Raw genomic sequence first — 15,056 nt, forward strand, 5'->3', positions numbered from 1 at the left:
CTTTTTTCTATTATTAATAGCTTAGTAATAATGGCTGTTAAACAGCAAAAGTGCGAAGTCATAAATTAGACTTCGCACCTTATACAAATTTATAATCAGTGACGATACCAACACAAATGCAATAATGTATACATAATAATCACTCATTATATCTGTTACTTTTTTAATCGGCTGGAGAGAATAGAATATATAAACAAATCCTTTTACTTAGCAATCTCTCATTATTGGTTTGATTATTTCTAGATACTTAATGCCCCCCTATACTCATTTCAAGTGTTAATCCATTCCTATTGAAATTGCAAATGATAAATTTATCCAGTTTTCCTTTTTGTCTACTTGCTAAATTCAGCAAGTAAAATGTTTTTAAAAAATTCCGGGTTATTAATGTTTAAACTGTTCGAATTGATAGCGAGTGTATGTTTACCTCCAAGTGTTCCACCAACAAAAGTGGAAAACCCTGGAACGGCACCTCTGTGTCCCCATACCGAGACACCGTTCGGAAGCTTAATTTCAAGGATTCCAAGACCATATCCAGTTCCCTCTCTATTTGTAGGAACTGTAGTAAGCATTTGTTTTAGTTGCTGTTCCTTCAGTAATTTGCCACCTAGTAAGTAAGAGAAGAATTTGTTTAAGTCGTCAGCAGTAGAAATCATATCTCCATCCGAGCTACCTGGGTTAATATAAGTAACGTCTTTTAGCTCACTCGCTCCGTCTAGTTGCAAATAGCCACGTGCATGCTTGGTACCTGGAATCACGCTTGAATTGCCAGGTAGAAATGTATTTGACAAATCAAGCGGTTCAATAATCCGATTTTCAACCTCTTCGGCATAACTGTTGCCAGTTACTTTTTCAATAAGGATTCCCAGTAATACGTATCCTGTGTTTGAATAAGACCAACCCTTTCCTGGTGCAAAGTCTGGGGGAAGTGAAATCCCCATCTTTACGAATTCTTCAGCCGTGTACGATTTTTTTATATCCGTTATATCAAAGTCTTTTGAATTTATATAGTCAGCAATACCACTTGTATGATTCAATATTTGCCGGATAGTAATCTGGTTACCATCATATCCGTTTCCTTGAATGACACCAGGCAACCATTTTTCAATGGAGTCGTCTAGATTCAAACGATTCTCTCCAGATAATTGAAGTAGAGTCGTTGCAATGAACGTTTTCGTCACACTGCCAATGCGAAAGCGAAAATCTGCTTTCATTGGTCTCTTAGTTTTCAGATCCGCTACCCCAGCGGTATAACTCCAAGTTTTACCACCCTTAGAAATTTGAGCGAGTATTCCCGGGTATCCAAGTTGCAGTTCATCCCGTATTGCTTTCTTAACGGAAGTACGATCGCTTTTCGTACTTGTTTGTAACGAACTAGATACATTTTGCGTAGATTCTGCTTTTACAATTGATGTTGGTGTTATGTATAACAGGGAACTTCCACCTATTAAAAGTGCTAGACTTGCACATGTAATTTTACTGCGTGTTTTCATAAAGAATTCCTCTCTTCTATTTAAATTATATAGATAGTTAATAGCAGTGTCATATACGAACCACACAGCTATCCATTCTCTCAATGATGAAAAGGCAACAATGCATTTGCAATCATTGTACTCATTATTTTCACAAAACACTCTTGTTACTGATTATTTGTTTTATATGTAGGCCGTACTTGTTCCCCCCTTCACGCCTCCTTATATTTTTATCCTACACAATGAAAATCTCTTTTTCCTTACCTATTCCTTACAAATTCCTTACATACAAAATCACTTCTACAATAGGATCGAAGTAGCATCTGTGCCCAAAAGCGCAAAAAACACCGATGCTTTTCGCTTCAGTGTTTTTTGCGCTTTACATATTGAAGATTCGTTTTACTCTTAACAGGTTAAACTGCTGATTTTTTCTAATACGATTATTCTTCTTGCTATATAAAACAAATTTCATAGTGTTATATGAAACACTTCTCAAGTTGTCATTAAGGTACATTATTCTAAATTTATTGATGTAGTTGAGATGGACTCACTTTTTGAATTTGAACAAGTATATCAAACGTTTTACCTAATGATATATCAACAGTTTTTGGTATATCAGGCCCTTCGGTAGTTATTCCAGCGAAAATTGGATGTTGTTCGTTTAACCAAGTTTTTGTCACGCCGTTCGCCTTACGTAAATCAATAAAAAATTGATCTTTTTTGACCTGTCCAAAAATGTAGTTATAACTGTTTGGATCATCCGATTTTAATGTTCCATATGGGCCAAATTCACCATTGCTATTCTTGACATTGTATTGTCCTTCATAAACTGACGTTCCAATAGATACGTATCTTTTTCCGTAATATTCTGTCAAATGCTGCCCAGCTACTTTAGGATATATAAAAGGAAGCATATTTGTTTTTGAAACGTGTCCATTATGTCCCCATACAATGGTTTTCCCTAAATGTTCTTCAGTCCACTTCGCATTTTCATACATTGCAATATCATGTTTCAAATAAAAATCCGCTGGTTTATCAGGAGGTGTCGCTAACATTGTAGTAAACTGTTCAATAATACGAGCATTTTGCTTTATCCATGCAAACTCTTTAGATTTTCCATTTAAATAGCTTTTATTTCCCTCTAATAAAGCACTAATTTGTTTAGCATCTAAAACATACTTTTCTTTTTCTTCTTTCGTAAGGCTTTCAAAAGTATTCATATCCTTTGTTACAGGAATAAGACCTTTTATCTTCTCTTCTACTCTAGGCAACAGTTTTGAATTGTTCGCTTTAATATATTCTATTATGCTATTATAGACATTCTCGTTTACTGATTGAATGTCCATCCCAATGATACGTACTTTCGATTTATGTTTTGGATTAGCATTATATTGCCGAATCCAATCAAGTAAATCTAGCATTTCTTTCGTCTTAAATGTAGGTGATAAATGTTGGCTTGGGTTTCCCTTTCCAGTAAGAACATATCGATCAAGTTCCAAAGCTCTGTCCCATCCCTCTTCTAAAACTAAGTTGGTAAAGCCCTTTTCAGATACTAAATACTTAACAATGCGGTGTTTCATTGTAAAAATCTCATGAGCCCCATGCGTAGCTTCACCTAAACCTACAATTGAAGCTGAACCTATCATATTCTTAAGTGGTTTCAAATCATTAAGAGATGCAGTTGGATTAGTTGTTTTTAAAGGCTTTGCATGTGCTTCTAACCATTTCACTATTTGATTTATATTGTAGGGAGCTGTAACAGAAACCTCTGTTTTCGAATCTGCATAAGTATTTCCTACAAAATGAGTCATTGTTATAGCAGAAGCAACAATTGCAATAATTATTTTCTTTTTCATAAAAAACCTCCTGAAATATTTACTTATAGCTTTTTGACATACTCTGCCAACTTCCATTTAAAACATTCATTTTCTTATTACTGTTAAGATACATTTATTCTAATTCCTAAAACTCACTTATTTCTTAATAGGTTCTTAAGAAATTCTTAATTCACTTATACGAATATAAAACTACATAAGCTTCAATCCATTGTAGTGTAAATTCCTCATTGCATAACATTATAATGTATAGATATTCGTTATAAATGATGTTATCTAAAGTATTCAATTTCAGTATGTATTATTAACGTGGTTAATATATGGTTAATATGAAGTTCCAAATTTTGATTGTTTGTAGTCTCTTTATCATAGAGTTAATTTAGGGTTTATTTTTTGTTCACTTCATTTTTTTCGGCACTCTGCATCTAGACGGTATACCCATTGGCCACAGTTAGACTATTTCAAATCAAAAAACTAGATTACCTGCACACTAAAGAGTATAGCGCACAGGTAATCTAGTTGTTTTTGAGATTAATAAAAACTAATTTATTTGTTGAATTCTTCCATCGATAATAGACTGAATTGGTTCTTTTGATTTTTTTATATAATCTACTAATGCTTCAAAATCAGTTGGTCCTGTTTCAGCATCTTTACCGTTTTTAAAGGATACAAATCCATCTCCACCTGAAGCTAGAAATGCGTTAGCAACGACGCTGTAAGTTTTAGAAGGAATGATTTCTTCTCCATTTGTTAAGCGAATACTTGTTACTTTTTCTCCATTAGGCTTGTTCGCATCCCAAGTGTATTGGATACCTGAAATTTGAAGCATTCTTGTTATATCTTTTTGCCATTGTTGATTTAAAATATCACGAATGTCTTGACCTGTTAAATTTATTTTTATTAATTGATTTCCGAATGGTTGAATACCATATATCTCTCCCCATGTAATATCACCAGCATCTAAGTCATTACGAATACCACCAGGATTCATAAGTGCAATTTGAGATTGCATTGTTGCACGCTGGGCATCAGCAACTAAATTTCCGAGATTAGATTCACCAGCCGTATTGAGTTTACGATCTAGTGGAGCAATAGACTTACCTACAACTTCATTAACAAGAGGTGCGATTTTTGCTTGATATTTCTCCATCTTCTTCTTTATTTTTTTATCAGGCTCCATGCCTTCATGGTAAGTTGTAACAATTTCTGCTTTTTTCTCAACAATATCTTGTGTCTTACGATCAATCTTTACATCAACATCAGCAAAAGCCATACCATAAGAATTTGCTTGTACGACAAGTTTATTATTAACAGTTCCATTTACATAAGTGTGGCTATGCCCACCAAAAATAACATCGACTTCTGGATCAGTCTCATTTGCTAATCGGACGATATCACCATTTGTTACACCGTTCCCATCTGTTATACCTCCGTTATGCGCAAGAACAACGATAGATTTAACGCCTAGTTTTTTTAATTGCTTTACGGATTTGTTAATAGCTTCAACTTCATCTGTAATTTCTACATTCTTTAGCATAGTAGGCATAACAAGGTTAGGAACATCCGTTGTTACGACTCCGATGAATCCAACAGGAACTCCTTGTACCTTTTTTATAGTGAATGGTGGTAAATATAAACGACCAGTGGATTTATTATAGAAATTTGCGGCAACATATGGGAATTTTGCTCCTTTAAAATTCCCTGTTTTCTCATGGTATCCACCATAAATAAGGCGGTTCATTTCCGCAACACCTTCATCAAATTCATGATTTCCTATCGTTCCAACATCGAATTTCAAATCATTTAGAAATTCAATCGTAGGTTCGTCTTGTAATAATGCTGAAACAGGAGTACTTGCTCCAACAACATCGCCAGCATGTACCTTTAATGTATTCGGATTTTGTTTTTCACGATTACGTAAATAAGCCCCTAAGTACTCAATTCCCCCTGCATCTTTATTGTTAATTTTTTTTACCGTGTCTAGTTGCCCATGAAAATCGTTAATACCGAGCATTTGCACATCTATGTAGCGGTTTGGTTCTGTACTCGCTTGTACTGAAGGCAAAGCAAATACACTAGTAAAAGTAACTGTACTTATTGCTAAAGCAACTGGAATGATTTTTTTCAACACAAAATTTCTCTCCCCTAATAATTAAAATCTGACATAATACGATGTTATTTTAATATATTAAGAGAATTATTTCTATAAAAATTCAACTAATTATAAAAATTAATAAAATTTTATTATTTTCTGACAAAACATTTCTTTTTTTGAGGATTATTCAAAATATTATCTTGATAGTAATATAACAATACTTCTAAGAAATCTAAAAAACTCTAATCAATACATTTTAGCTGTTAAGAAGAATATTCAATCCAAAACTACTGGAGATTTATCAATCTAACATCTCAATATCACCATTTAAAAAGATGCTCCTGGATTTATCCAAGAGCATCTTTTATAAAGCTTTATTTTAACTTGTTTATAAGTTATCAATTAACAATTATATAGTTATAATCAGTCCTTTAAAAATAATAGGAGTGCTTCATTAAATTCTTTGGCATGCGTTGCATTTAGCCCATGTGGACCACCCTTTATTAACGTTACTTTAGAATTAGGAATTGCTTCATGTGTTAATTTCCCACTATATTCAAATGGTACAGTCGCATCTGAATCACCATGAATAATAAGGGTAGGTATATTAACCTTAGCTAAATCGCCTCTGAAGTCTGTTTTGCTGAAAGCAGCGATACAATCTAGTGTTCCTTTAGGTGATGCACCTGCAGCGATATCCCTATTGTAAAGTCGAAATGGTTCACTAACTAAGTCAGTTCGATCTCCAGCAGCAAAAAATCCTTTCGTAAACTCATCAAGGAATGCTAGGCGATCACTTTTTACTCCATTTTCAAATCCTTGAATTGCTACATCATCTAATACACCCTCAGGATGATCTGCTGACTTGTAAAGGAATGGTGGTACAGCTCCTGCAAATACAGCCTTCTCTACTCTATTGGTTCCATATTTCCCAATATACCTAGCTACCTCTCCTCCACCCATAGAAAAACCAACAAGTGTGACATTTTGAAGCTCTAAATGTTCTAATAGTTGATGTAAATCAGAAGTAAAGGTATCATATTCATACCCATCCCACGGCTGAGATGATTTTCCAAATCCTCGACGATCATACGTTATAACTCTGTATCCAGCCTCAACAAGAGCTGGAACTTGGTATTCCCAAGATCGACCACTTAACGGCCAACCATGAATTAGTACAACTGGTTTTCCTGTGCCATGATCCTCATAATATATCTCAATTGGTGCTTGATTTTCGGTTCCTACAGTAATTTTAGCCATGCTTCTACCTCCAAAAAATATTCTAATATGTATCCTTTTCTTCAATAACTCGGATGAATCTCATAACCTATTCATGCACCTTTATGTTGTGAACTCTAAGTATGAAACTCTATTGTTCCAATGCATTCATTTTCTCCTTTTGGAACAATCCCCCCCTCTAATACCTTTTTCATCATAAAATAATTACTGAACATTACTCATATTCAATTGTAATAACAAAAATAGGTGACTATCAATATTGTTCTATCTATAGGATGTATAGGTAAAACCAATCTATTTTATAGTGAAAACAACTATAGTTACGACCTATACAAATTATAGATGATTTAGAATTGATTAATTAATCAGTTTTCAAATACTATAAATTTGTATAGCACTTCATGTTCTGTGAATGCTGCTATAACCAATATTATTGGTCAGCTTAGTTATAAACGAAGAAACTTATGATAGTATTCGACTATTTAAACTTTCTTCGATTACTTAATTTTTAGGAGGAATACATAATGACTGATTTCTATTCTCGTATTAACAAAGATGATGCTGTCGTGCTTTTAGTAGATCATCAAACTGGTCTTATGTCCGGACTAGTACGTGACTATGGTGTTGATGAATTCAAGAACAATGTTCTAGCTCTTGCTCATACTGCTAAGTTTTTTGATTTACCAGTTATTTTAACAACAAGTTTTGAAAACGGGCCTAACGGACCTTTAATGCAAGAATTGGTTGATCTCTTTCCTCATGTACCAAAAATAGCTCGACCTGGACAAATTAACGCATGGGATAATGATGATTTTGTAAAAGCAATCGAAGAAACTGGAAAAAAGCAACTTATCATCGCGGGCGTAGTTACTGACGTTTGTGTTGCTTTCCCTGCACTTTCCGCTATAAAAGCTGGATATGAAGTATTTGCTGTTACTGATGCTTCAGGAACTTTCAGTAAACAAGTAGCAGATGCTGCAAATACTCGTATGGCACATAGTGGTGTGCAACTTATGAACTGGTTTAGCGTAGCTTGCGAATTACAACGTGATTGGCGCAACGATGTCGAAGGTTTTGGCAATTTGCTTGCTAGCAATCTTCCAGGCTATCAAAATATAATTGGAAGCTATATGGGCGCGCAGCGAGATCTTAGTAAACAAAATGCATAAATGTATTTCAAGGAAATAGCTTTAAATGGTGGTATTGCCATCCAAGACCGCATGGCTTTTCAAGGTGAATACTTTGTTGATTTATACGGAAAGGAAGCTGCAAAGCGTACTCCTCCGATTTATCGTATGTTAGACCTAGGTATACCTGTTGGCGCCGGTAGTGATGCAACTAGGGTTTCCAGCTATAACCCTTGGGTCGCTCTTTACTGGATGGTTGCCGAAAAAACCATTGGTGGACTTTCGATATACGATGAAAAAAATAAACTTGATAGAAAAGTAGCCCTGGAATTATATTCAAAAGGAAGTGCGTGGTTCTCTGGTGATGAAGGTAAAAAAGGAACCCTTGCAGTAGGTCAGTTTGCTGATCTTGCTGTATTGTCTGCTGACTACTTTACTTTGCCAGAAGAAGAAATCAAGAACCTTGAATCATTACTCACCATTATGGGTGGGCAGGTTGTTTATGGAAATGATGAATTTAAAAATTTATCACCTGAATTGCCACCAGCATCACCTGATTGGTCACCGACGGGAGTTTATGGTTATGGTGGTGCTAACCTAGCCCACACTATACTTTCTCACGATGCCCATGATCACAAGTTACATAGTTGCAGTAACCCTCTCCATCAACACACTCATACCGTAATAGGAAAAGATGGAACTAAATGGGGTATTGGTTGTACTTGCTTTGCTTTCTAAGTCAAAACCACCGGTATAATGCCGGTGGTATTCTTTATGCAATAAGGATATGTAAAAAGAAATAGCAATATCTCCCTAATGGAATCTATTACTATGTGATAAAATCGAAGAGCTAATTAATTAACTTGACTTATTTTTAACAGCCTTCTCTCATTGCAAAGTCTGCCCTTTTTCCCTTAAGTAAAAGTCAATGATATTCCCATTTGAATCGATCACACCACACATATAAAGCCAATGCCCTTTGACTGTAATTTAGGTCTTCTCCCAAGAATTATGTATCATGTTTAATCCTCACACTATAATCATTATTATTTTTATTATACTAATGCTTTTTCAGGATTATTTAACTTCTGCATAAAGATACGTGCTGCAAAACTTAAAAATTTATCATCAAAGTGGATAAGATTAATATCTTGACTTGGTGTCGGGTCAATAATACGAACTATGCTCAAAGTATCATTATTAACAAAGTTAACCAGTGAAAGAGGTATTATGGCAACCCCATGTCCATTGTATACAAGGCTCAATAGAGAAATAGAAGATTTTGTTTCTATATTTGCTTCAGATAAAGATAACCCTAAACTCTCACAATATATTTTAATAGATTCACGACAACTACATGAAACCATTATTCTACTGAGCCCTACTAATTCTCGAAAAGAAACAAATGATGTTTCATTCAAAGGATGATTTTTTGGAATGACAAGGACAAGCTCTTCTCTATACAAAAGGGTGCTTGTTAATGTCTCTGGAATTTGAGCACTACGTGTGATGCCTATATCAATATTTTTATCAACGATTTGATTTACAGCAACTTCGGATTCTATAATTTTCACTACGATGTTGGGATAATGTTGTTGAAACTTCATAATATAAGGTGTTAAATAAGTGAGATCCTCTAATAAACCACCTATAGTAATTACCCCTCTTTTTACACCCTTTAATTCAAAAATTTCATTATAAACTTCATCAAATTGTTGCATGATAAATTTTCCTTTATCAAATAGCAGCTTACCCGCTTCTGTCATTTTGATACCTCTTCCAACTCGATGAAACAAGGGCGTATCAAGTTCACCTTCTAACACACGGATTTGTTGGCTTAAAGTCGGCTGTGAAATACCTAGAACTTCCGCAGCTTTAGTAAAACTATTATTATTACAAACTTGAATAAAATACTCTAAATGACGTAATTCCATTCTTGATACCCACTCTCCGCTTTATGAAAGATTTATAATGAAAAGGACAATATATATACGTTAACATAACAATCGCATTTCTTACTATACTACTTGCAATTACATGATTTATTAATTTTGTATTACAATACATTTACTACCACTTATTAATTTTTCCTCCTATTTATTTAATTTATATTTAATTAGGATATTACTAAAAAGAAATAACCTCTAAAAACTTACAATTACTGTGCGTAATATCCTAACTTTTTCAACTGTTTAATTATCATTTTTTCTCAATATAGTCCAAACTACCAAATATTTTCCGAATCCCCTCTTTATGCTGAGGGAAAATAGAATCCACCAAACCAATACCTTCTGAAGTAATTGACGCATAGGTGATACTACTACTTGCAAATAATATTTTGTCTCCAAGTTTTTGTATAAGCTGATTATCTTTACTGTATAGTAGCTCAAGTACTGCAAATTCATTTGGATTAAGTCCATAACTTTTTATATCCTCTTCAATACATTTAGTGATTAGCTGTAATCCCCTTGATAATATAACAAATAACTTTAAAGATAGGTTCTCATCGTTAATCACACTCATAATTCCCAATCCTTAACAAATTATCTCGAATTCGAGATTCATTATATTATCGTCAAAATATTATGTCAATCATTCATTTTAGCGTTATCAAGCCACTTATAATTTATTTCTCAACATAAGACATATGGAATTAGAAGAAAACAATTGTTAATATATAAGTATCTCAATTACGTTATTTCTTTTAAAAAGAGCTTGTTTTCTAACGCAAGCTCTCTTTTGTCATATTCTAAATTGAATCGGGACAAATTTCAGATGATGAGTCTGCCTATGTATATAATATAGTTTTTAAACAAAGATTAGAGCTCTCTTACAAGAAGGAGAGCTCTAATCTTTCATATAAATATTCACCATTTTTATCATTGCGGGGACATCAAAATTTTAACTTGGTGAGGATATGGCACTACCCCATCGCCATCAAGATAAGATTTTGAGACACCCCCATAACGAAATTTTTCCCTTTACAGTTATTTGTGAGAATTTAGCCTCTATATAAAAAAGACCACTCTTACAATAAAAGAAGTGATCTTCCTAAATTATATTTCATTAAAATAAAACTATTATAATATGGTTCCATTCAGCCAGCCGTTTATAGCAATAAGGTCCATCAATACATGTAATTCTGTACCTATTAAAGCAGAAATAAAAATAATTTTTAATGAAGAGCTCTGTTTATAAGTAAATAGTTTCATTAATCTAGGTATTGTTTTAAGACCTATCATAATTAGTAATGTCAAAACTAAAGCGCAAACTAGTCCACCTATGAAACTCTCATCTACCGCTCCTCCTGGTATAAGTGGTACCTTTCCAATGAACATGCTTAGAGCATTTGGAATCGCCATACAAAAAAATAAAGTTGTGATATTTAAATGTTTTCTACATACTATATCCTACAGTTGCGGTAACTACTGTATGTCCTATAACGCCAGCCATATGAATCCTCCGTAATATTTATATTATTTTTTAGTTAATTTCCACCTTTTTATAGGCTTATTATTTTATAGCTGATAACAATTCCGAAAACTGTAAATCATCTTTTCTACTCCTAATAATTTTTTGAAATTCTTTCTCCACTTGTACTGAGTTTTTATCCTCGGTATCAACAACTCCATGATTATTTCCATAAACTTTGTTAAGTTCAAAAATTTCCATATAGGTTTCTTGTATAGGGATTTGAGTAAACATAGAATTATTGTTCCAAGGTGGTTTAACTAGTTAAGATAATTGCTGCACATCATCTATACGTATACCGTTTCTTTAATTCGTATTTGCTCCTTATATAGAATAATTGTTTTATGGAATTTCACATATTCATTTACCTTTCATTTGTATTACATTTATGTAAGGTAAAATTATTAGTAAACTACAATTATCGGAATAGCATCCTACTATTTGTATGGTCAACTGATCGCGATCCTACTCTGTTCCGCTACTATGTTTCAAATGCATCAATTACTTCTTATGAAAAGAAACAAGAACTGAGTGAATATAAAGTCATATATATCATTAAAGATTATTTTCTTCTTATTTATCAAACCATACAGAATAACACCCAAGAACTATCAAAGGTGTTACTTCGCCTGTTCAATCTCCTACAACAAAACGGACGAAAATCTCATCGGTATGAGACGAAAACAGTCTTTGATATATTAGGTGTCGTTTACAATTGTACCAAGTCTGATAATTAAACGGATTAATTCAAAAAAGTAAACTCGTTAGGATTTATTTCGTATGCAAATCCTTAAAGAACTGACACTGGATTTTTAGAAAAAGGAAAAAATCTCACGTAAAATTAAACTTATATAAGCTTAGCTTGATGGGTATGTGGCACTACCCCACGCCCATCAAACTAGTATTTTGAAGTGTCCCAAAACGAGAAATGTAAAGTGACAATACAGTTATTTAAGTCTAAATGTTGGTTTGTAATCACTTCGAATAGGAAAAAATCCAATATGAAGTTAACCTTAAATAATAACCATCAGGATCTACAATACGGAAATCCTTCATTCCTCAAGATTGAGTTTTAAGTTTAGATTCTACTGGATAATCTTTTTCTAATACATGTATAAGCATCTTTTATTTCATAGACCTGCCCTGGTTTTAAGGTATCCATAATGTGCTCTAAATCACCTTTGATGTACTGAGATTATTTTTTTATTGTCCCATTTCGGAAGTATTCAGGAGTTTGGAATCAAACTGCCTTTTTCGACGTACAGTGAATTACAATAATCATTTATAACCGCTTAAAATATATGTTTTGTAAATAGGTTTATGATTTTTAAAACTTTACAACAGAACTAAATTTCATCTTATTTTTTCGAATCTTGCAATAAAAGTATTCCGAATGCAGATTGAATATATTCAAAAATCTCTTTAAATGGACTATTATCTTCATAACGGTAAAGAGCGTATAGTGGACGATGATAGCGGCTGGATAGCTCGACAAATGGGATAGAATCGGGTAAACCTCTCTTAGATAAAATAGTTTTTCCAATACCATTCTTCAAAAAATTTATAATAATTTCGTTGTTATTTATTTCAATAAACTGTGCTTTCAGATTTTGTTCGGCAATATAGAACTCATTAAAAAAACGGATGCCAGAATTCTTTTCTCGCATAAGCCAAATACTACTTTCAATGTTACCAGCAAAAACAAGCTCATCCGTACAAAGCATTACTTTTTGAAGCGGTTGCGTATCAATTGGTTTTTCAATTAACCCAATGTGAACTGTATGCTTCATTAAGGAGTTAAAAATTTCTTCAGAATTATCCATATAAATCGAAAAATCAATATATGGAAACTCATCAATTAAAGATGACATAATCAATGGTAAATAATGCACCCCAATTGTGTTGGAACAACCAATTAAACAATTCATACGTTTCGGTTGTTCTTGCAATTTCTCTATGGTATCTTGCCAAGCATCTACAGATTGGAGAGCATATTCATAAAAAATATGTGCAGCTTCAGTTGGTACAATATTCTTGGGACCTTTACGAATAAAAAATGTCGTGTTAAGTTGCTGTTCCAGCTGTTTAATTTTCGTTGAAATTGTCGGTTGGGAAATAAAAAGTAATTCAGAAGCACGTGTGAAGTTGCGATGCTCATATACTTTTATAAAAATTTTTAATATTTCAAACATTAAAATAACCTCCTTATTATTGTCTTTCTAAATAATTATCATTATAATTATATATTTTTCAAATGATTTTAGCGAGAGTATACTGAAGGCATAAAGGAGAGAGGTTCAATGATAAAAAAAATACAACATATCCCAATTCCAATAAGTGGATTAATTTTAGCGCTATTCTCAATAGCAAAACTACAACTTAGCTTTCATATTAATGGCCTTGCCTATGTGATGATGACACTTGGATTTGTTTTTTTAGTAGGCATGCTTTGCAAGATTTTTTTCACACCAAAACAAGTATTAAAGGATTTAAAAAATCCTATCATTGCTGCTGTATCACCAACATTTACAATGGCTATTATGGTACTTTGCAGCATTTTTATGGTGAAAGGTACTATTTGGGCAATAATCTGGATTATTGTCGCTATTGTTCACTTTATATTAATGATTTACTTTACGTATCAATTTGTTTTAAGTAGTAAGGTGACAATGTCTCATATTTACCCAAGTTGGTTCATTATGTATATTGGGATGGCCATTATGCCATTAACCGCAGGAAGTCTTGCATCATCGATAACAACAGTAGTATTTTGGGCATCTATTGTCTTCTATATTATTTTATTGCCACTAGTATTGATACGTATTTTTGTAATGAAAAATTTAGAAATACCGACACAACCTCTTACTACAATTTTATGTGCACCAGGTTCTCTGTCATTGGCAGCATATTTAGCACATTTTAATACGAAATCAGAGGAATTGATTTGGATATTACTTATTCTTTCACAAATCTTATATGTTATTGTGCTATGCCAGTTGCCTAAATTATTACGTTTGCCGTTTTATCCAAGTTATGCTGCTTTTACATTCCCGCTTGTAATTTGTGCAACAGCCTTTACAAATACAATGAAATATTTAGGATATAATGGCGTACTATGGCGTTCAATCAGCATACTTGAAACAATTATTGCAAGTATCATGGTTATTTATGTAGCAGCTCGCTATAGTATCTTTTTAATTCAGCAAATGAAACCAAAGCCAGCGGTATTATCACAGGATCGAATGCATAAAATTTAAACATTATTCAAGTAATTCTCCGAACTTCAACATATTGATAACATGTCTTTAAAAAGATTATTGACAATCGTATAAAAATCAAATTTTTTATCAAAATGATTTAGTTTTATATCATCTGTTCCACAGATTTATACTAAAAGTGCACTTTTTCAAAAAACAAACATTAGTTGCGTTTACAATCTAGAATAGCTTGATTCACAATTTTATTTCAATAAAATTTAATATACAAATAAACAATTTTAAACATGGAGGAAAAAAATGAGTACACATATAACATTTAATTATTCTAAAGCATTAGTTTTCATCAATGAACATGAACTAACCTATTTACGTGATGCAGTAAAAGTATCACACCATACAATCCACGAAAAAACTGGAGTTGGGAATGATTTTCTTGGGTGGGTAGACTTTCCACTTCAATTTAACAAAGAAGAATTCGCTCGTATTCAAAAATGCGCAGAAAAAATTAAAAATGACTCTGACATTTTACTTGTTGTAGGTATTGGTGGTTCTTACTTAGGAGCACGCGCAGCAATCGAAATGTTAAACCATTCTTTCTACAA

The 15,056-nt window shown here is 33.0% G+C and carries 9 protein-coding genes and 5 pseudogenes; 5 read left to right on the top strand and 9 right to left on the bottom strand.

Features of this window, described 5'->3' with window-relative positions; genetic code table 11:
* Window positions 1-332 precede the first annotated feature (332 nt).
* The 4 genes from CGQ22_RS24925 to CGQ22_RS24940 all read right to left on the bottom strand — a co-directional run bounded on the left by CGQ22_RS24925 (window position 333) and on the right by CGQ22_RS24940 (window position 6,659).
* The gene (locus CGQ22_RS24925; protein WP_116777374.1) at window positions 333-1,556 is read right to left on the bottom strand and encodes a serine hydrolase domain-containing protein; all 1,224 of its coding nucleotides are present in this window, start codon (window positions 1,554-1,556) and stop codon (window positions 333-335) included.
* Between the two features lie 437 nt (window positions 1,557-1,993).
* Window positions 1,994-3,325, bottom strand: coding sequence for an erythromycin esterase family protein (locus tag CGQ22_RS24930; protein WP_000726826.1), 1,332 nt, complete (start codon window positions 3,323-3,325; stop codon window positions 1,994-1,996).
* 520 nt (window positions 3,326-3,845) lie between these two features.
* Window positions 3,846-5,435: a bifunctional metallophosphatase/5'-nucleotidase gene (locus CGQ22_RS24935; RefSeq protein WP_089149503.1), complete on the bottom strand. Its 1,590-nt coding sequence runs from the start codon at window positions 5,433-5,435 to the stop codon at window positions 3,846-3,848.
* 387 nt (window positions 5,436-5,822) lie between these two features.
* Entirely contained in the window at window positions 5,823-6,659 is an 837-nt protein-coding gene (locus CGQ22_RS24940) for an alpha/beta fold hydrolase (RefSeq protein WP_001074309.1), read from the bottom strand.
* Between the two features lie 503 nt (window positions 6,660-7,162).
* Here CGQ22_RS24940 and ycaC point away from each other — a divergent pair.
* Both ycaC and CGQ22_RS24950 read left to right on the top strand, forming a co-directional pair.
* Window positions 7,163-7,807, top strand: a complete 645-nt coding sequence (gene ycaC / locus CGQ22_RS24945; protein WP_000129304.1) for an isochorismate family cysteine hydrolase YcaC — start codon at window positions 7,163-7,165, stop codon at window positions 7,805-7,807.
* 18 nt (window positions 7,808-7,825) lie between these two features.
* A pseudogene (locus tag CGQ22_RS24950) lies at window positions 7,826-8,503 on the top strand (amidohydrolase family protein); the annotation flags it as partial.
* A gap of 317 nt (window positions 8,504-8,820) precedes the next feature.
* Here the strand turns inward: CGQ22_RS24950 and CGQ22_RS24955 are convergent.
* From CGQ22_RS24955 to CGQ22_RS24970, 3 genes and pseudogenes are all read right to left on the bottom strand, one after another.
* Window positions 8,821-9,699 carry a LysR family transcriptional regulator gene (locus CGQ22_RS24955; RefSeq protein ID WP_000423210.1) on the bottom strand — a complete coding sequence of 293 codons (879 nt, stop codon included), beginning with the start codon at window positions 9,697-9,699 and terminating at the stop codon, window positions 8,821-8,823.
* Between the two features lie 224 nt (window positions 9,700-9,923).
* Window positions 9,924-10,288: pseudogene (locus CGQ22_RS24960) on the bottom strand (MarR family transcriptional regulator).
* Window positions 10,289-11,278: 990 nt separating this feature from the next.
* On the bottom strand, window positions 11,279-11,470 hold the full coding sequence (locus tag CGQ22_RS24970) for a hypothetical protein (RefSeq protein ID WP_000495000.1): 192 nt from the start codon (window positions 11,468-11,470) through the stop codon (window positions 11,279-11,281).
* A 204-nt stretch (window positions 11,471-11,674) separates the two neighbouring features.
* Between CGQ22_RS24970 and CGQ22_RS24975 the strand changes: the two are divergent.
* Window positions 11,675-11,973 (top strand): annotated as a pseudogene (locus tag CGQ22_RS24975) (IS4 family transposase); the annotation flags it as partial.
* Between the two features lie 344 nt (window positions 11,974-12,317).
* On the opposite strand, the pseudogene CGQ22_RS32630 reads toward CGQ22_RS24975, so the two are convergent.
* Both CGQ22_RS32630 and CGQ22_RS24980 read right to left on the bottom strand, forming a co-directional pair.
* A pseudogene (locus CGQ22_RS32630) lies at window positions 12,318-12,467 on the bottom strand (IS4 family transposase); the annotation flags it as partial.
* Between the two features lie 127 nt (window positions 12,468-12,594).
* Complete coding sequence (locus tag CGQ22_RS24980) at window positions 12,595-13,428, bottom strand: LysR family transcriptional regulator (RefSeq protein ID WP_000461680.1); 834 nt, start codon at window positions 13,426-13,428, stop codon at window positions 12,595-12,597.
* A 108-nt stretch (window positions 13,429-13,536) separates the two neighbouring features.
* Between CGQ22_RS24980 and CGQ22_RS24985 the strand changes: the two genes are divergently transcribed.
* Entirely contained in the window at window positions 13,537-14,493 is a 957-nt protein-coding gene (locus CGQ22_RS24985) for a TDT family transporter (RefSeq protein ID WP_000591981.1), read from the top strand.
* Between the two features lie 258 nt (window positions 14,494-14,751).
* Window positions 14,752-15,056 (top strand): annotated as a pseudogene (locus tag CGQ22_RS24990) (glucose-6-phosphate isomerase); the annotation flags it as partial.

Origin of the sequence: Bacillus sp. M13(2017) (assembly GCF_002218325.1) — a bacterium.
GTDB classification, from domain to species: domain Bacteria; phylum Bacillota; class Bacilli; order Bacillales; family Bacillaceae_G; genus Bacillus_A; species Bacillus_A thuringiensis_K.